Source organism: Rhizobium sp. R711 (assembly GCF_002211365.1).
In the GTDB taxonomy this organism is placed as follows: Bacteria; Pseudomonadota; Alphaproteobacteria; order Rhizobiales; family Rhizobiaceae; genus Rhizobium.
Window position 1 is genome coordinate 1 of the sequence record NZ_LOKZ01000005.1, and the last position, 17793, is coordinate 17793.

Below are 17793 nucleotides of genomic sequence, written 5' to 3' on the forward strand. Positions count from 1 at the left end.
CTCTCTCGGTGCCGATCGTCCGCCTCGCAGACTCCAGGACACCATCCTCGATGACATTTACCGCTCTTTTGATCATGGCACTGGGTTAGCGGTTTTCACCGGCCGAGTCCATTGGCTGCTCCTCACCCCGTGCCCGCGCAACGAATGGTTAACCACAAGCCTTTACGTTCGGGTAACGCTTCGAAGCATGCCAGGATCGAAATGAGCCATTGGAAGGATACGAGCAGTCTCACGCCGCTCCGTGCGGCGGGCTTTGCCGTGTCCATGGTTCTGGCCGCAGGCGCTTTCATTGGTCCCCAAGCCGCATTTGCGCAGTCGACGCCGGTCTCCAACAGCGCGATTCGCCCATCCAACACACCAGCTACCGCGGTGGAGGAGGATGGAGGCGATATCCCTGAAACACCTGACGGCACGACGTCAGCGGCCAACAATGCCACGCAAGGAGCCACCACCGCCCGAACGGCAGCGTCCGATCAGAAACCGAGCGACGAAACCACCGGCGCAATCCTCGACGAGGATATGATGCGCCTCAACACGCGGGAGGCCCCACTCGACGAGCGGCTGCCGGCCCGCAAGCCGGAACCGAATCCAGCTACTGAGGAAACGCCGGGCATCAGCATCGGCACCTTTGTCCTGCGCCCCACCGTCACCCAGAGCATCAACACCGAGACGCAGAAAGACGCCAGTATCAAGCAGACGCGTGGGTTCCTCGAAACGGACCTGCACGCCACCTTGACATCCGACTGGTCGTTGCACCAGCTCTCCGTGACCACCGACGGCGCATGGCAAAAAAACGTGAGCGGCGAAGGCGAAGAACAGCCGGATTTCAAGATCAACGGCGATTTGCGGCTGGATCTTCCGGAAGATACGACCGCGCACATCATCGGCGGCTATCATTTCTATCGTGAAGACACCGATGATCCGAATGCCTTGCAGAACGCGGACAAGCAATCGGATGTTCAGGAATTCAGCGCCGGCGCTTCGATCGAGCGCGACTTCGGTATCCTGCGCGGCAGCACCGGTATCGATATCAGCCGTGCGATCTATTCCGACGCGACGCTGTCCGACGGGACAACCGTTTCGCTGAGCGACCGCAATGAAACCAGCGGCACGATCCGCGGTCGCATCGGCTACGAGCTGTCTCCCGCGCTGATCCCCTTCATCGAGGCCAATGTCGGTAAGACGGTCTATGACGACGCGGTTGATTCGGCGGGCTACCGCCGCTCTGGGGATAGCTATGGCGCCAAAGTCGGCGTCGCGCTCGACATGGGTGAAAAGCTCCGCGGCGAGGTCGGGATCGGCTACCAGACCGCCACCTTCGACGACGACCGCCTCTCGGACATCGACACAGCCGTGGTGGACGCTCAGCTGCTTTGGTCCCCGCTCAGGGGTACCGATGTCACCATCGGCCTGCTGACCAGCATCAACCCGTCAACGACTGCAGGAGAATCCGGCTACGTTTCCCATGCCTTGACGACGGGCGTCACGCATCAGCTGCGTGACAATCTGACGGGCACCGTCCTCGGCGGCATCACCTACCGCGACTATCCATCCGATAGCCCGACGAGCGACGAGACCGTTTACACCACGAGCGCCGGTTTGACCTGGAATATCAACCGCTACCTCGATCTGACCAGTACGATCGGCTACGAGCTGACATCCCGCAAGACGAGCAGCGACTCAGACCAATGGCGTGCCGGCCTCGGCCTGAAACTGAAGCGATGAAAAAAATCCGCCTCCAACTGGGAGACTTGGAGGCGGATTGAATTCGTCCAGTAGGCAGGTGCGCTTCAGAGGCCCTTCAGCAGTTCCTTGAAACCATTCTCGACGGTCGGGCGGATATCCGCACGTTCCAATGCGAATGCCACGTTGGCCAGGATGAAGCCGTCCTTGGCACCACAGTCGTAGGTCGTGCCGCGGAAGTGATAGCCCGCGAAGGTCTGATCCTTGAGCAGCTTCAGCATGCCGTCGGTCAGCTGGATTTCGTTGCCGGCGCCGCGTTCCTGGGTTTCCAGGATCTTGAAGACCTCCGGCTGCAGGATGTAGCGACCGTTAATGAAGTAGTTCGAAGGCGCGGTCCCCTTGGCCGGCTTCTCGACCATCCCGGTGATGCGGAAACCATCACCGATCGCTTCGCCAACACCAACGATACCGTACTTGTGAGCCTGATCGGGTGCGCATTCCTCGACGGCGATAATGTTGCCGCCGCTCTGGGCATAGAGATCGATCATGCCCTTCATGCAGCCCTTGCCTTCGCTCTTCATGATCATGTCGGGCAGCAGCAGCGCAAACGGCTCATTGCCGACGATCTCGCGGGCACACCAGACGGCGTGGCCGAGGCCAAGCGGCTCCTGCTGGCGGGTGAAGCTGACGGTACCAGCCTTGGGAAGCTGGCCGGCGAGCAGCGTCATTTCCGCCTGCTTGCTGCGCTCGCGCAGCGTCTGCTCGAGCTCGAAATGGATATCGAAGTAGTCTTCGATGATGTGTTTGTTACGGCCTGTGACGAAAACGAAATGCTCGATACCCGCTTCCAAAGCTTCGTCGACCACATACTGAATGATGGGTTTGTCGACGACAGTCAGCATTTCCTTCGGCACGGCTTTCGTGGCCGGGAGAAAGCGAGTCCCGAGACCTGCAACCGGAAATACAGCTTTACGAACTTTTTTATGCTCTGCCACACAATCCTCCTGCGATGATTACATCGCTTGAAATAAAAGGCATTTTCGATTGGACTAGATGAGATTTGCTACCGTTTTGCAAATGGTGACTGCGTTCCTGTGTCATGGTAAAGAATTTGTTGACTTCGTTCAGGTAGTCTCAGGCCTGAGCGGATATTCGCGCTCCGCTGTGCCTGAAACGAAAGGACGGATGACCGCCGATGACTCAAAATCACAGAAACTCCCTTCGTGGTCTTGCTATCGCACTCATCGTGACCGCGTCCGCCGGTCTGGCCCCCATTAACGCGAAAGCAGATCAGCGGTTCCAGACGTGGATCGCGGACTTCTATCAAACTGCCGCTCAAAATGGCATCAGCAAGGCAACCTACCGCAAAGCCTTCGCAGGCGTAAGCGATCCCGACCCGACCGTGCTCGAGAAGGCGGCCTATCAGCCTGAATTCACGACAAAAATCTGGGACTATGTGGATTCTCGTGTAAATCCTTACACTGTCCAGATCGGCCGTCAGATGGCAGCCAAATACGCTTCGACTCTGAATTCGATCCAGCGCCAGTACGGCGTGGACAAGACGATTCTCCTTGCCATCTGGTCGATGGAATCGAATTACGGCGCGGTTCTCGGCAAGGACGATCGCTTGCATTATGTGCCGCGTGCGCTGGCGACGCTCGCCTATGCCGACGAACGCCGCGCCAAATTCGCCAAGAAGCAGTTGATTGCCGCGCTAAAGATTCTGCAGAACGGCGACATCTCCCCGGATGGCATGACCGGCTCCTGGGCTGGCGCGATGGGCCACACCCAGTTCATTCCGACAAGCTATCTGCTCTACGCCGTCGACGCCGACGGCAACGGCCATCGCGACATCTGGAACTCCGTGCCCGATGCGCTCGCCACCTCTGCCAACCTGCTGATGAAAAACGGATGGGATGCCGGCAAGACCTGGGGCTATGAAGTTGTTGTGCCGCCGAACGCCAAGAAGCAGGTCGGAAAGACCCACACATTGGCGCAGTGGGCCTCCCTTGGCCTGACCCGGCCCAACGGCAAGAGCTTCCGTGATGGCGGCAGCAACGCCGTGCTGAAGATGCCGGCTGGCCCCGATGGCCCGGGCTTTCTGATGACTGGCAACTTCTTCACGATAAAGAACTACAACGCCTCGGACAGCTATGCGATCGCTGTTGGGCTGTTGGCGGATGAGATTGCGGGCTATGGCGGCGTGAAACAGCGCTGGCCACGGCCGGACGGCACGCTCGACGTGAAGGAGAAATTCGAACTGCAGACCCGCCTGAAGACGCTCGGCTATTATGACGGCGAGGTTGACGGGAACTTCGGCAGCGGATCGAAGGCGGCCATTGCGGCTGTCCAGGCCCGTATGGGCATGCAGCAGGACGGCGAGCCATCACTGCCGCTCTTAAACGCGCTTCGCAAGTAAACGGAGAATAATCGTCGACATGCACTTTGGGGTGTGGACGCGCCTTCCCGCTCCATGCGAGAATGCCGGCAGATGCGAGGCTGCTGACTATGCGTAAACGAGTTCACCGGACAACGCTCCGCTGGGGTGCGATCGGCACCGCGACGCTGGTGCTTGTCTCCAGCGCGCTGCCGGTGCGTGTGGCCGATGCGCAGGAGCGGTATTACTATCGCCAGTCAATTCTCGACTTCTTCCTCGGCCGTCGCTACATCCAGGAATATCCGCCACAGGCACCGTCTCAGAACGCGCCGCAGCGACAGCCCGCTCCAAAGAGAAAGGTCGCGCCGAAGGCCGCTTCCACCCCGCGTCCGGCTGCCCCGATTATCGCTGAGGAGAAGGCCGTCGAAAAACTTGCCAACGCCCAGAAAATCCTCGTCGTCGGCGATTTTCTCGCAGGCGGCCTCGGCGTCGGCATGGACGCCGCCTTCAAGGATTCTCCCGGCATCGTCGTCGAGACACATAGCAACGTTGCCTCCGGCCTGGTGCGAGACGATTACTATGACTGGCCACAACAGCTGACCAAGTTCATGGACGAGACCAAGCCCGCCATGGTCATCATCATGCTCGGTGCGAATGACCGCCAGCAGATGGTGACGGATATCGGCAAGGAGAAATTCAGGACGGACGGATGGTATGCTGAGTATCAGCGTCGCGTCGTGGCGTTCGGCAAGCAGGTCACCAGCCGCAGGATCCCATTACTTTGGGTCGGCCTACCAGCCTTCGATTCGCCTGCAATGACCGCCGATGCCGCGCAGCTCAATCAACTGTTTCGCAAGCAGATGGAAGGCATGGGAGGCGAGTTCGTCGACATCTGGGACGGTTTTGTCGACGAAGGCGGTGACTTCATCGTCACCGGCTCGGATATCAACGGCCAGCAGGTTCGCCTTCGCACCTCCGACGGCATCAACTTTACAGAAGCCGGCCGGCGCAAGTTGGCCTTCTATGTCGAGAAGCCTGTGCGCCGGATTCTCGGAATACAGGCAAGCCCTGATCTCGTTCGCCTCGATACTGGCAACGCGCCGGCGCTCGACGCTGTTGCAATGCCCGGTCGTACAGAGCCGATCAGCCTCTCCGACCCCAACCTGGATGGCGGCGCGGAACTCCTTGGCGGTAGAGCATTGCCGGTCAGCGCCACCAAGTCGCCACGCGATCTGCTGGTTCAGGATGGCGAGATGGCGGCTCCCCCTGTCGGCCGCGTCGATGACTACCGCATGACGCCGGTGAAGCCAACGGCACAGGTTTCCATTAAATAGTCCGCCTGCACGCAGCAGCTCTCATGCTTACGGTGTAGGGCTAAGCGCCGTACGTCGGCAAAACTGACAACCCAATACGAGGCCTTACGCCGGCGTCCAGAGATGAACACTATGCATTCACAAACGCCGATTGATCACGGCGCATGGTCCGCTTGGCATCCAGCGGAACTGGCAAGCCGACTGAGCGGTATCTCAAGACCGTGGTGCATCGTCGGCGGATGGGCACTCGACCTGTGGCATGGACGTCAAACACGCGAGCACGAGGACCTTGAATTTACGGTCCTACGCCAGGATTTCGGTGTCTTTCGCGACGCTTTGAAAGGCATGGAATTCCACACCGCGGGAGATGGCGTTGTTGAGCACCTGCCGGTGAACCAGGAGCCACCGGCAACAATCTCGCAGATATGGTGTCTGGACGTGGAGGTACGGCGCTGGCGTGTCGACATGATGATCGAGCCGGGAACGCGCGAGACCTGGATCTACAGACGGGATCCAGCCATTTCCCGACCCCGCGTCGAGATGGTCGGCACGACGGCTGAGGGATTTCCCTATTTGAAGCCGGCCATCGTTCTTCTATTCAAGGCGAAATACCAACGCGCCAAGGATGAGATCGATTTCGAAAGAGCTCTTCCGAAGCTGCCGGCTTCGGAACGTTTATGGCTAAAAACCTCTCTTGCCGCATCCCACCCCGGCCATGAATGGCTGAAGCGCCTGCAAGAGAGCCAGTGCCCTCGACGTTCGCATCACTGCGACCGGGACACATAAAACGAAAAGGGCCGCTCGACGCGGCCCGAAATCAACCATCAAATATGTCGCCTACCGCGGCAGAACCGTCGAGCCCATCAGGGCTTCGTCGATGGCGCGGGCTGCCTGACGGCCTTCGCGGATCGCCCAGACCACCAGAGACTGGCCGCGGCGCACGTCGCCTGCCGTCCAGAACTTGTCGACCGAGGTCTTGTAGTCCTTGTCGTTGGCAACGACGTTGGTCGAGCCGCGACGGTCGGTGTTGAGCGTGAGCTTGCCGTCGAGTTCCTTCAGCACGCTGTCCTTGAACGGACCGCTGAAACCGATCGCGATGAAGGCGAGGTCGGCCTTGATGATGAACTCCGTGCCGGCGATCGGCTTGCGGCGCTCGTCGACTTCGCAGCACTTCACGCCTGTCAGCACACCGTCTTCGCCGACGAACTCGAGCGTTGCCACCTGGAACTCGCGGATGGCGCCTTCGGCCTGCGAAGACGAGGTGCGCATCTTGGTCGCCCAGAACGGCCAGACGGCGAGCTTGTCTTCCTTCTCCGGCGGCTGCGGGCGGATGTCGAGCTGCGTGACCTTCACAGCGCCCTGACGGAACGCCGTACCGACGCAGTCCGATGCCGTGTCGCCACCGCCGACGACGACGACATGCTTGGCGCCAGCAAGGATCGGGTCCGACGCCCAGCCGACGCTGTCGATGTTTTCGCGGCCGACACGCTTGTTCTGCTGCACGAGGTACGGCATCGCATCGTGGACGCCGGAAAGCTCGATACCCGGGATACCCGCTTCGCGGGGCGTTTCAGAACCGCCGCAATAGAGCACCGCATCGTGGTCGGCGAGCAGCTGCTCGACCTTCACGTCGACGCCGACATTGACGCCGCAATGGAAGGTGACGCCCTCACCCTTCATCTGCTCGACGCGGCGATCGATGAAGTTCTTTTCCATCTTGAAGTCAGGGATACCGTAGCGCAGCAGGCCGCCGGGCTTGCTTTCGCGTTCGTACACGTGGACCTCATGCCCAGCGCGACCGAGCTGCTGGGCAGCCGCCATGCCGGCCGGGCCGGAACCGATGATCGCAACCTTCTTGCCGGTATGGACAGTCGCCGGCTGCGGACGGATGAAGCCGAGCTCGTAGGCCTTGTCGGCGATCGCCTGCTCGACGGTCTTGATCGCAACCGGCGTGTCTTCGAGGTTCAACGTGCAAGCTTCCTCGCAAGGTGCCGGGCAGACGCGGCCGGTGAACTCCGGGAAGTTGTTCGTGGAATGCAGGTTCTGGATCGCCGCTTCCCAGTTGTTGTTGTAGACGAGGTCGTTCCAGTCCGGAATCTGGTTATGCACAGGACAACCGGTCGGACCGTGGCAATAAGGGATGCCACAGTCCATGCAGCGGGCCGCCTGTTTCTGCACTTCCTGGTCCGACATCGGGATCGTGAATTCGCGGAAATGCCGGATGCGATCCGAGGCAGGCTGATACTTCGCTACCTGCCGGTCGATTTCCAGAAACCCTGTGACCTTACCCATATTTTCGTCCCTTACACTCATGACCGCCTCGCCTGCGGCCAGTTGTCCATCGTCAGCCTCGACAGTGGAGGCAAGTTGCTTCTTTCGACCGTCATCAAGCATATCCCTTGAGTGCTATCCACGCGTCTGCGCTGCCTGAGGCTGCTGCCGACGTGTGGGTCATTGAGATATTTCGGTCATCCGCCGCGCCGGCCTTCACCAGCGCAACGGAAGTAAGCGTATTTACTCGGCCGCAATTCCCATGCGGGCGCGTTCCATTTCTTCAAGCGCACGGCGGTACTCGACCGGCATGACCTTGCGGAACTTCGGACGGTAGTCGGCCCAGTTGTCCAGGATCTGCTTGGCGCGGGTGGAGCCCGTGTAGTGCAGATGGTTGGAGATCAGCTGGTAGAGGCGCTCCTCGTCGTGACGCGTCATGTCACCGGAAACGTCGACGCGTCCCTTGTGCATGAGGTCGCCGCCGTGATGATGCAGCTTCTCCAGCATGTCGTCCTCTTCTGGAACCGGCTCGAGCTCGACCATCGCCATGTTGCAGCGCTTGGCGAAATCGCCGGCTTCATCGAGCACGTAGGCAACGCCACCGGACATACCGGCCGCGAAGTTACGACCCGTCGAGCCGAGAACGACAACGACACCGCCCGTCATGTATTCGCAGCCGTGGTCGCCCACGCCTTCGACGATGGCGATCGCACCCGAGTTACGGACCGCGAAGCGCTCACCCGCGACACCGCGGAAGTAGCACTCGCCTTCGGTCGCACCGTAGAGAACGGTGTTGCCGACGATGATCGACTCTTCCGCCACGATCTTCGAGTTCTCAGGCGGCCGGACAATGATCTTGCCGCCCGACAGGCCCTTGCCGACATAGTCGTTGCCGTCACCGATCAGGTTGAAGGTGACGCCGCGCGCCAGGAACGCGCCGAACGACTGGCCGGCCGTGCCCTTGAGCGTCACGCTGATCGTGTCGTCCTTGAGGCCACGGTGGTTGTAGCGCTTGGCAACTTCACCTGACAGCATCGCGCCCGCCGAACGGTCGACGTTCTTGATATCGACTTCGAAGGACACAGGCGTCTTCGAAGACAATGCCGGCTCGGCCTCCGCGATCAACTCGCGATCGAGAATGTCGTCGATCGGGTGCTTCTGGCGTGATGTCCAGTAGGTCGCATCCTTCGGCGCCTCGACCTTGTGGAAGATGCGGCTGAAGTCGAGCCCCTTGGACTTCCAATGCGCCAGCATCTCGTCCTTCTCGAGCAGTTCCGAGGCGCCGATGATGTCATCGAGCTTGGTGAAGCCGAGCGAGGCCAGGATTTCGCGCACTTCGTTGGCGACGAAGAAGAAGTAGTTGACGACGTGCTCCGGCGTGCCCTTGAAGCGTTTTCGCAGAACCGGATCCTGCGTGGCAACGCCGACAGGACAGGTGTTCAGGTGGCACTTGCGCATCATGATGCAGCCGGCGGCGATCAGCGGCGCGGTCGCGAAGCCGAATTCGTCGGCACCGAGAAGCGCACCGATGATGACATCCCGGCCGGTCTTCAGACCGCCATCGACCTGCAGGGCGATACGCGAACGCAGGCCGTTCAAGACAAGCGTCTGCTGCGTCTCGGCAAGGCCGATTTCCCACGGAGAACCGGCATGCTTCAGCGAGGTCAGCGGCGATGCGCCGGTACCACCGTCAAAGCCGGAGACGGTGATGTGATCGGCGCGCGCCTTGGCAACGCCGGCGGCAACCGTGCCGACGCCGACTTCCGAGACGAGCTTGACCGAGACATCCGACGTCGGGTTGACGTTCTTCAGGTCGTAGATCAGCTGCGCCAGATCTTCGATCGAATAGATGTCGTGGTGCGGCGGTGGCGAGATCAGGCCGACGCCCGGCGTCGAATGGCGGGTCTTGGCAACAGTCGCATCGACCTTGTGGCCGGGCAACTGGCCGCCTTCGCCGGGCTTCGCACCCTGCGCGACCTTGATCTGCAGCATGTCGGCGTTTACGAGGTACTCAGTCGTGACACCGAAGCGTCCCGATGCGATCTGCTTGATCGCCGAGCGTTCCGGATTCGACGAACCATCCGGCAGCGGCATGTAACGGTCCGACTCTTCGCCGCCCTCGCCGGTGTTGGACTTGCCGCCGATCTTGTTCATCGCGATCGCCAGCGTCGTATGCGCCTCGCGGCTGATCGAGCCGAAGGACATGGCGCCCGTCGAGAAACGCTTGACGATCTCGGCAGCAGGCTCGACCTCATCGACCGAGACCGGCTTGCGACCGAGCTGCTCGGCACTCTTGATGTTGAACAGGCCGCGGATCGTGTTCATGCGCAGCGCCGAGGTGTTCACCATCTCGGCGAACTCGCGGTAGCGGTCCTCGGCATTGCCGCGAACGGCGTGCTGCAGCGTGGCCACCGCATCCGGGGTCCACGCATGGCTTTCGCCGCGCATGCGGTAGGCATACTCACCACCGATATCGAGCGTGGTCGCGAGCAGCGGGTCCTTGCCGAAGGCGGAGTTGTGACGGGCAACGGTCTCTTCGGCGATCGCCTTGAGATCGACGCCTTCGATCATCGTCGCGGTGCCGAAGAAGTACTTGTCGACCAACTCCTGCTGCAGGCCGATCGCGTCGAAGATCTGACCGCCGCAATAGGACTGATAGGTCGAGATGCCCATCTTCGACATAACCTTGAGGATGCCTTTGCCGACCGCCTTGATGTAGCGGTAGACAACTTCGGAGGCGTCCACTTCCTTGGGGAACTCGCCCTTGGCATGCATGTCAAGCAGCGTGTCGAAGGCAAGGTAAGGGTTGATCGCTTCGGCGCCATAGCCTGCGAGCAGGCAGAAATGATGCACTTCGCGCGGCTCGCCGGTCTCGACGACGAGGCCGACCGAGGTACGCAGGCCCTTGCGGATCAGATGATGGTGCACGGCAGCGGTCGCCAAGAGCGCCGGGATCGCGATACGATCCGGTCCGATCTGGCGATCGGAGAGCACGATGATGTTGTAGCCGCCCTTGACCGCCGCTTCCGCGCGCTCACAGAGACGATCGAGCATCTCGGGCATGCCTTCGGCGCCACGCTCGACGTCATAGGTGAAGTCGAGCGTCTTGGTGTCGAAGCGGTCTTCCGTGTGACCGATCGAGCGGATCTTTTCGAGGTCGCCATTGGTCAGGATCGGCTGACGCACTTCCAGGCGCTTGGCATTCGCCATGCCGGTATGGTCGAGAATGTTCGGACGCGGCCCGATGAACGAAACGAGGCTCATGACGAGCTCTTCGCGGATCGGGTCGATCGGCGGGTTGGTGACCTGCGCGAAGTTCTGCTTGAAATAGGTGTAGAGCAGCTTCGACTTTTCCGACATCGCCGAGATCGGCGTATCGGTGCCCATCGAGCCGACAGCTTCCTGACCCGTCGTCGCCATCGGCGACATCAGGATCTTGGTGTCTTCGGTAGTGTAGCCGAAAGCCTGCTGGCGGTTGAGCAGCGACACGTCGCGACGCAGCGCGCGCGGCTCGACCGGCTTCAGGTCTTCGAGGATCAGCTGGGTGCGATCCAGCCAGTTACGGTAGGGATGCTTGGTCGCGAGTTCGGACTTCACTTCCTCGTCGGAAACGATGCGGCCCTTCTCCATGTCGATCAGCAGCATCTTGCCCGGCTGCAGGCGCCACTTCTGGACGATATCCTCTTCAGCCACCGGCAGCGTACCCGCTTCCGAAGCGAGGATGACGCGATCGTCTGACGTGACAAGATAGCGGGCCGGACGCAGGCCGTTACGGTCGAGCGTCGCGCCGATCTGCTTGCCGTCGGTGAAGGCAACGGCCGCCGGTCCGTCCCACGGCTCCATCAGGGCGGCGTGGTATTCGTAGAATGCCTTGCGATCGGCCGCCATCGACTGGTTTCCGGCCCAGGCTTCCGGGATCAGCATCATGACGGCATGCGCCATGGAGTAGCCGCCGCGCACGAGGAACTCGAGCGCGTTGTCGAAACAGGCCGTATCCGACTGGCCTTCATAGGAGATCGGCCAGAGCTTCGAGATATCGTCGCCGAAGAGCGGCGAGGACACCGAGGCCTGACGTGCCGCCATCCAGTTGACGTTGGAGCGCAGCGTGTTGATTTCGCCGTTGTGGGCGACCATGCGGTAGGGGTGCGCCAGCTTCCACGACGGGAAGGTGTTGGTCGAGAAGCGCTGATGCACAAGGGCAACCGCGGTTTCGAAACGCGGGTCCGACAGGTCCTTGTAGTAGGCGCCAACCTGGTAGGCCAGGAACATGCCCTTGTAGACGACGGTCGCCGACGAGAGCGACACCGGATAGAAGTTGCTCTCCTCGCCGTCGAATTCGTCGTAGATGCGGTTGGAGATCACCTTGCGGAGCGTGAACAGGCGACGCTCGAACTCGTCGTTCGTCGCAGCGTCCTTGCCCGCGCCGATGAAGACCTGCACGTGATGCGGCTCGGTGGCAGCAATCTCAGGCGCCTTCGAAAGCGAGGAATTGTCGACGGGCACGTCGCGGAAGCCGAGGAAGACCTGACCTTCTTCGGTGATGACGTCCTGGATCACCTTCTTGAAATGCGCGATCTGCTTTTCGTCGCGCGGCATGAAGATGTGACCCATGCCGTACTCGCCGACCTTCGGCAAGGTGACGCCCTGCTTGGCCATTTCCTCACGGAAGAAGCGATCGGGGATCTGCACGAGAATACCGGCGCCATCGCCCATCAGCGGATCGGCGCCGACGGCACCACGGTGCGTCAGGTTCTCGAGAATGAAGAGACCGTCCTTGACGATCTGGTGCGACTTCTGACCCTTCATATGGGCGACAAAGCCGACGCCGCAGGCATCGTGCTCGTTGCGCGGGTCATACAGCCCCTGCTTTCGCGGCAGACCGGAGGCGAATTTACGCGTATTGGCCGTCGCGCGCGTCGTTGCTGCTGCGAACTGGTCAAAACCCGTGGATGGCGTCTTCGTCATCTTTCCCTCCTGTCAGAGCCCGCGGGGCTGCTGGCGGCTTCCTGCCGCGCGCCGTCCCTGATCCTAGGTTCGGTGCGTGACAGCGCTGTTGCATTATCGAAGATCCGGTCGCCGGCGGCAGGCTCTCCAGGGGAAAGCAACCGTGCGCTCCTGCGCCTGCCATCCGCCTCCGCGCGCGGGCATTCGCCCGCGTTTGAAGAACTATAGCGTGAAACCCCACGAGTGTAAGGTTTTTTGGCGCCTCTTCGGCCATTGCGGCCAAATAGGACAGCAACCCTGTCCTAATTCACTTGATCTATGGCAGAAACGAGCCGCCTGCGCAAGAGTGCAGATTCAAAAAATCGGCAGTTTGCGATCTAATCTTGCCGAAACATCTATCAGGGAGACATAAAATTACGCATTTCCGCACTATTTTGTTTATTGATTGCCGAAGTCAATTTTTGTGATGGATTCGACGCCGCCCCTTTGACCTGCCGAGGTGATGGCGTAAGGTCGCCGCCCGAACCCCATCCGCATCACATCCCACGTGGTCTCCCTTCATGTATTTTGCATCTGACAACTGGGCAGGCGCCCACCGATCCATCGCCGAACGTCTGCTCAGGGAATCCGACGGCTTTGCCGCGGCCTATGGCGCAAGCGAGCTCGATCGGCGTGTCGAGCGTCGCTTTGCCGAAGTCTTCGAACGTGAGGTCGCAGTGCTTTTCGTCGGCACCGGCACGGCAGCGAACTCGCTGTCGCTCGCGAGCGTCCAGCGGCCGGGCGGCATCACCTTCTGCCATTCCGAAGCGCATGTGATTGCCGACGAATGCGGCGCACCCGACTTCTTCAGCGGTGCGCGCCTGCTTGGCGTTCCCGGCGCGGAAGGAAAGATCGATCCGGGGAAGCTTAGGGAGAAAATCGCGGCTTTCCCGCAGACAGCAGTGCAACACGGGCGCGCAACGGCTGTGACGATCACTCAGGCGACGGAAGCCGGCACAGTCTATAGCCTGTCTGAGATCGACGAGATCGCCGCGATTGCCCAGAAGGACAAGCTGCCCCTCCACATGGACGGCGCGCGCTTTGCCAATGCCCTCGTCTCTCTCGGCGTCAGTCCGGCCGAGATGACCTGGAAGCGCGGCATCGACATGCTGTCCTTCGGTGGCACGAAGAATGGCTGCTGGTGCGCGGAAGCGATCGTCTTCTTCAATCCGGCGCAAGCAAAGGAGATGCCATTCTTCCGCAAGCGCGCTGCCCAGCTGTTCTCAAAGTCGCGCTTCATTGCAGCCCAGTTCGATGCCTATTTCGAGAACGATCTCTGGCTCGATCTCGCCCGCCATGCGAACGGCATGTCCGATCGTCTGCGCGCCGGCATCATCGCAAGCAAGGCATCGCGGCTTGCATGGCCGACGTCTGCCAACGAGGTCTTCGCCGTCATCCCAAAAAGCGCCGCGAAAACGGCAGAGGAAAGGGGTGCGAACTTCTATGAATGGCCGCTGCCGCCGGCCACACCCGAGCTCGTCGGCCCGAGTGAAACGCTGATCCGCCTCGTCACCAGTTTTGCGACTGATGAGGCAGATGTCGATGGTTTCCTGGGCTGCCTCGCCCGCTGATTCCTCAGGCTCAATTCTGATGGCCCGTCACGGCAGATTGCGGCTTGCCGCTATCCGTCGTTTTCGCGTCGTGCCCCGCCACGACAATCAGCATCACACAGGCCACCAGCCCGGATATGAAGAGTACACCATACGTCATCGGTCCGTTCTCCTTGCCCCGAAGATCGACCATGGGTAATCGGAGACTAGGCCCCGAACCTAACCAGATGCCTAAGTGACAAGGTTGAGGGCACCTTAAGATGGTAAGCAGGCCATTAACTTTTGGGCGGGGCAGGGAATGCATTGCGCGGCAACGAAGCGTTATTGCGTGATGGGACCATGATTGATTGCCGATCTGCTGGCCACTACGCCGAGGTCGCGCTATCACGGGCCATGCCTTGATACCGGAAGACGACGAGAGAGACGCCGATGGAAATCCGTCCCGAACAGCCGAGCGACGTCGCGGCAATCCGCCAGCTCACCAAGGCGGCCTTCGCGCCGAAGGCATACAGCAGCCAGACAGAGGCGGAAATCGTCGCCGCGCTGCGCGAAGCTAACGCTTTGACAATTTCGCTCGTCGCCGTGGAGGACGGCGACGTCATCGGGCATGTCGCCTTCTCGCCGGTCACTATCGATGGCGGCGACCAGGGCTGGTACGGACTTGGTCCGGTTTCGGTGTGGCCCGACCGCCAGAACGAGGGCATCGGCAGCAAACTCATTCGCGACGGTCTGTCGCGACTGACCGATATCGGAGCCCGTGGCTGCGTTGTTCTCGGCGATCCCGGCTACTACAAGCGTTTCGGTTTCGAAAACGACGATGCCCTGATCTTTGACGGCGCGCCCGCAGAATATTTCATGCTGCTAAGGTTCGATGGTGGCCCGCTGCCGACCGGCAAAGTCAATTATCACGACGGCTTCAACGCCACGGAATAGCCGGGCGACCACGTCGCGCCTCCCGGAAGTGATCGTCATCCGACGTCGCCCCTCATGCCTCACCCGCTGGTACCAAGGCGTCGCACCTTGCCGAGAATGTCTTCCGACAGTGCCGATACCAGCGCCTGATCGGCGCCCTTGCGTGGCACAAGCACGAATTCCACGTCTTCGAGGAGAGGAAGCCTATCGCGCCCAATCTCTTTCAGGCCCGATGGCGCCATGCTGCGCGGTTGCACCAGCACGCCCATGCCGGCCCGCGCGGCCGCGGTCAGCCCGCTGAGGCTGCCGCAGGTACAGACGATCCGCCAGGCGATCTGGCTTCGGCCCAGCGCCTCGAGGGAAATACTGCGCGTAATGCTCGGTGGCGGGAAGGCAATCAGTGGCAGCGGCCCGCTGCTCAGCACATGATCCGGGTCCCGCGCCAGCCAGACGAGCGGCTCGCGGTAGACCAGCCGGCCACGCGCGTCGCCCAGCCGACGCTTTGCCAGCACAAGGTCGATCTCGCCATTGTCCTGCATCTCGTAGAGCGTTCCGGATAGCGCCACCGTCAGCTCCAGATCGACGGAGGGGTGCGAACGAACGAAATCCTCGAGCACCGCCGGAAGCTGGCTGGTCACGAAATCCTCCGAGACGCCGAGCCGCAGATTGCCGCGCAGGTTCTGCCCTTTGAATTGCGACTGCACCTGTGCTTCGATCGCCAGCATCGCCCGCGCGTGGCCGAGCAGTGCTTCGCCGTCCGTCGTCAGCACCACCTTATGGGTATCTCGCGCCAGCAATCGTCGGCCGACCGCACCTTCCAGCCGCTGGATGTGCTGGCTGACGGTCGATTGGCCAAGGCCCAGCCGCTCGGCGGCCAGCGTGAAGCTTCCCATCTGCTCGACGGCCACGAAGCTGCGCAATTGTGTAAGGTCAAGCATAACCTATCCCGAAGCGTGATGACTGTTATTCCTTGCATCCTGTATCATAATGGAAGAAATACCAATGATCCACCGATCCGATGAGTAAAGCCATGCGCCGCTTTCTGCCCGATACGTTCACGATCCTGCTTGCCTGCACGGTCATCCTCGCCTCACTGCTGCCGGCCAAGGGCACCTTTGCGGGCTATTTCGGGATAGCGACGAACCTGGCGATCGCCCTGCTCTTCTTCCTGCACGGCGCCCGCCTGTCACGTGACGTCGTGATCGCCGGCCTGCTTCACTGGCGGCTGCATCTCGCAATCCTGCTGACGACCTTCGGTCTTTTTCCCATCCTCGGCCTGGGCCTCGGTCTTGTGCCCGAATGGATCCTGCCGAAACCCCTCTATCTCGGCATCCTTTATCTCTGCGTCCTGCCTTCGACGGTGCAATCCTCGATCGCCTTCACCTCCATGGCAGGTGGCAACGTACCGGCTGCGATCTGCTCGGCATCGGCATCGAACATCTTCGGCATGTTTCTGACGCCGCTGCTCGTCGGACTGCTCTTCTCCGTCGGCGGCCATGGCGGCTTCTCATGGGACGTGCTCGGCCAGATCCTGCTGCAGCTGCTGCTGCCCTTCATCGTCGGTCAGGTGTTGCAACCATGGATCGGCGGCTGGATCCGCGCCAAAAAGACATTGCTGATGCCGGTCGACCGCGGCTCGATCCTCATGGTCGTCTATCTGGCCTTCAGCAAGGCGGTCGTTGAGGGGCTGTGGCATACATTCTCGATCGGCGACATTGCAGCCGTCATCGTCGCCGACATGGCTTTGCTTGCTCTCGTCCTGTGCGTCACGATGTACGGCAGCCGTCTACTGGGCTTCAACAAGGCCGACGAGATCACCATCACCTTCTGCGGCTCGAAGAAGAGCCTGGCCAGCGGCGCACCGATGGCGAACGTCATTTTCGCCGGGCAATCGGTCGGCGCAATCGTGTTGCCGCTCATGTTGTTCCATCAGATCCAGCTCATGATCTGCGCCGTAATCGCGCAGAAATATGCGGCGAAGACGGCGCACCACATCACGGAAGAGGAAGCCGAAGAAGCGGCAAGCCCGGCCTGACACCGGACAATAAAAAGGCGGCGCTCGAACGAGCGCCGCCGGCATTTTGGGTCTTGGGAGGACCGATTAGTTGGTGATTTGCGCCTCGATGGCCTTCGGCGCGCTGACCGGCTCAGCCGCAATCGCGATCTTGCGCGGCTTCATGGCTTCCGGAATGCTGCGAAGCAGGTCGATGTGGAGCAGACCATTCTTCAGCGAAGCGGCGGTAACCTCGACATGGTCGGCAAGCTGGAAGCGCCGCTCGAAGGCGCGCTTGGCGATGCCGCGATAGAGGAACTCGCTACCATCAGCTTTCTCTTCGCTCTTTTCACCCTTGACGGTGAGAGCGTGGGCCTGTGCTTCGATGGAGATTTCGGTCTCATCGAAACCGGCAACGGCCATGGTGATGCGATAGGTGTTTTCGCCGGTGCGCTCGATGTTGTAGGGCGGATAAGTCTGGCCCTGGTCAGGCTGACCGAGGCTGTCGAGCATGGTGAAGAGGCGGTCGAAACCGACAGTGGAACGATAGAGGGGAGAGAAGTCTACGTGACGCATGATGTCCTCCTGAGGAAGCGACGTGTTGCGATAATTGCCCCTGAAACCCCTCAATCGGCAGTTTCGGGACGGTTCGGCAGGCCCGTTTGGCGCCTGCAAGAATGAGATGGGGATGATTTTTGCGCAGTTCAAGAG

13 protein-coding genes are annotated in these 17793 nt (G+C 60.9%); 7 read left to right on the forward strand and 6 right to left on the reverse strand.

Annotated elements, in window-relative coordinates:
* Window positions 1-201 precede the first annotated feature (201 nt).
* Complete coding sequence (locus ATY80_RS08785) at window positions 202-1725, forward strand: outer membrane beta-barrel protein (protein ID WP_088692064.1); 1524 nt, start codon at window positions 202-204, stop codon at window positions 1723-1725.
* A 65-nt stretch (window positions 1726-1790) separates the two neighbouring features.
* On the opposite strand, the gene galU is transcribed toward ATY80_RS08785, so the two are convergent.
* Window positions 1791-2678, reverse strand: coding sequence for a UTP--glucose-1-phosphate uridylyltransferase GalU (gene galU, locus ATY80_RS08790; RefSeq protein WP_088692065.1), 888 nt, complete (start codon window positions 2676-2678; stop codon window positions 1791-1793).
* Window positions 2679-2878: 200 nt separating this feature from the next.
* On the opposite strand from galU, the gene ATY80_RS08795 reads away from it, so the two are divergent.
* The 3 genes from ATY80_RS08795 (at window position 2879) to ATY80_RS08805 (ending at window position 6159) form a co-directional block, all read left to right on the forward strand.
* Window positions 2879-4102: a lytic murein transglycosylase gene (locus tag ATY80_RS08795; RefSeq protein ID WP_088692066.1), complete on the forward strand. Its 1224-nt coding sequence runs from the start codon at window positions 2879-2881 to the stop codon at window positions 4100-4102.
* 62 nt (window positions 4103-4164) lie between these two features.
* The gene (locus ATY80_RS08800; RefSeq protein ID WP_088692067.1) at window positions 4165-5394 is read left to right on the forward strand and encodes a DUF459 domain-containing protein; all 1230 of its coding nucleotides are present in this window, start codon (window positions 4165-4167) and stop codon (window positions 5392-5394) included.
* 102 nt (window positions 5395-5496) lie between these two features.
* Window positions 5497-6159 (forward strand): amino acid transporter, encoded by a 663-nt coding sequence (locus tag ATY80_RS08805; RefSeq protein ID WP_245306783.1) that lies wholly within the window; start codon window positions 5497-5499, stop codon window positions 6157-6159.
* A gap of 51 nt (window positions 6160-6210) precedes the next feature.
* Here ATY80_RS08805 and ATY80_RS08810 read toward each other — a convergent pair whose 3' ends face one another.
* Together ATY80_RS08810 and gltB are read right to left on the reverse strand one after the other, a co-directional pair.
* Window positions 6211-7665: a glutamate synthase subunit beta gene (locus tag ATY80_RS08810; RefSeq protein ID WP_088692217.1), complete on the reverse strand. Its 1455-nt coding sequence runs from the start codon at window positions 7663-7665 to the stop codon at window positions 6211-6213.
* Between the two features lie 222 nt (window positions 7666-7887).
* Window positions 7888-12609 (reverse strand): glutamate synthase large subunit, encoded by a 4722-nt coding sequence (gene gltB / locus ATY80_RS08815; RefSeq protein WP_088692069.1) that lies wholly within the window; start codon window positions 12607-12609, stop codon window positions 7888-7890.
* Between the two features lie 539 nt (window positions 12610-13148).
* On the opposite strand from gltB, the gene ATY80_RS08820 reads away from it, so the two are divergent.
* Entirely contained in the window at window positions 13149-14198 is a 1050-nt protein-coding gene (locus ATY80_RS08820; protein ID WP_088692070.1) for a low specificity L-threonine aldolase, read from the forward strand.
* 10 nt (window positions 14199-14208) lie between these two features.
* Here the strand turns inward: ATY80_RS08820 and ATY80_RS29985 are convergent, their stop codons facing one another.
* On the reverse strand, window positions 14209-14337 hold the full coding sequence (locus tag ATY80_RS29985; RefSeq protein WP_280950672.1) for a hypothetical protein: 129 nt from the start codon (window positions 14335-14337) through the stop codon (window positions 14209-14211).
* A gap of 269 nt (window positions 14338-14606) precedes the next feature.
* Here ATY80_RS29985 and ATY80_RS08825 point away from each other — a divergent pair, with 269 nt between their 5' ends.
* Window positions 14607-15110 carry an N-acetyltransferase gene (locus tag ATY80_RS08825; protein WP_088692071.1) on the forward strand — a complete coding sequence of 168 codons (504 nt, stop codon included), beginning with the start codon at window positions 14607-14609 and terminating at the stop codon, window positions 15108-15110.
* Window positions 15111-15169: 59 nt separating this feature from the next.
* Here the strand turns inward: ATY80_RS08825 and ATY80_RS08830 are convergent, their stop codons facing one another.
* Window positions 15170-16027 carry a LysR substrate-binding domain-containing protein gene (locus ATY80_RS08830; protein WP_088692072.1) on the reverse strand — a complete coding sequence of 286 codons (858 nt, stop codon included), beginning with the start codon at window positions 16025-16027 and terminating at the stop codon, window positions 15170-15172.
* Between the two features lie 92 nt (window positions 16028-16119).
* Between ATY80_RS08830 and ATY80_RS08835 the strand changes: the two genes are divergently transcribed.
* Window positions 16120-17124 carry a bile acid:sodium symporter family protein gene (locus tag ATY80_RS08835; RefSeq protein ID WP_088692073.1) on the forward strand — a complete coding sequence of 335 codons (1005 nt, stop codon included), beginning with the start codon at window positions 16120-16122 and terminating at the stop codon, window positions 17122-17124.
* Window positions 17125-17190: 66 nt separating this feature from the next.
* Here the strand turns inward: ATY80_RS08835 and ATY80_RS08840 are convergent, their stop codons facing one another.
* Window positions 17191-17658: an Hsp20 family protein gene (locus ATY80_RS08840; RefSeq protein WP_056821004.1), complete on the reverse strand. Its 468-nt coding sequence runs from the start codon at window positions 17656-17658 to the stop codon at window positions 17191-17193.
* Window positions 17659-17793 lie beyond the last annotated feature (135 nt).

What these genes read in the sequence shown, in the direction of transcription:
- ATY80_RS08785 (WP_088692064.1), top strand. Translation starts at nt 202, where the DNA reads ATGAGCCATTGGAAGGATACGAGCAGTCTCACGCCGCTCCGTGCGGCG.
- ATY80_RS08795 (WP_088692066.1), top strand. Translation starts at nt 2,879, where the DNA reads ATGACTCAAAATCACAGAAACTCCCTTCGTGGTCTTGCTATCGCACTC.
- ATY80_RS08800 (WP_088692067.1), top strand. Translation starts at nt 4,165, where the DNA reads ATGCCGGCAGATGCGAGGCTGCTGACTATGCGTAAACGAGTTCACCGG.
- ATY80_RS08805 (WP_245306783.1), top strand. Translation starts at nt 5,497, where the DNA reads ATGAACACTATGCATTCACAAACGCCGATTGATCACGGCGCATGGTCC.
- ATY80_RS08810 (WP_088692217.1), bottom strand. Translation starts at nt 7,665, where the DNA reads ATGGGTAAGGTCACAGGGTTTCTGGAAATCGACCGGCAGGTAGCGAAG.
- gltB (WP_088692069.1), bottom strand. Translation starts at nt 12,609, where the DNA reads ATGACGAAGACGCCATCCACGGGTTTTGACCAGTTCGCAGCAGCAACG.
- ATY80_RS08820 (WP_088692070.1), top strand. Translation starts at nt 13,149, where the DNA reads ATGTATTTTGCATCTGACAACTGGGCAGGCGCCCACCGATCCATCGCC.
- ATY80_RS29985 (WP_280950672.1), bottom strand. Translation starts at nt 14,337, where the DNA reads ATGACGTATGGTGTACTCTTCATATCCGGGCTGGTGGCCTGTGTGATG.
- ATY80_RS08825 (WP_088692071.1), top strand. Translation starts at nt 14,607, where the DNA reads ATGGAAATCCGTCCCGAACAGCCGAGCGACGTCGCGGCAATCCGCCAG.
- ATY80_RS08830 (WP_088692072.1), bottom strand. Translation starts at nt 16,027, where the DNA reads ATGCTTGACCTTACACAATTGCGCAGCTTCGTGGCCGTCGAGCAGATG.
- ATY80_RS08835 (WP_088692073.1), top strand. Translation starts at nt 16,120, where the DNA reads ATGCGCCGCTTTCTGCCCGATACGTTCACGATCCTGCTTGCCTGCACG.
- ATY80_RS08840 (WP_056821004.1), bottom strand. Translation starts at nt 17,658, where the DNA reads ATGCGTCACGTAGACTTCTCTCCCCTCTATCGTTCCACTGTCGGTTTC.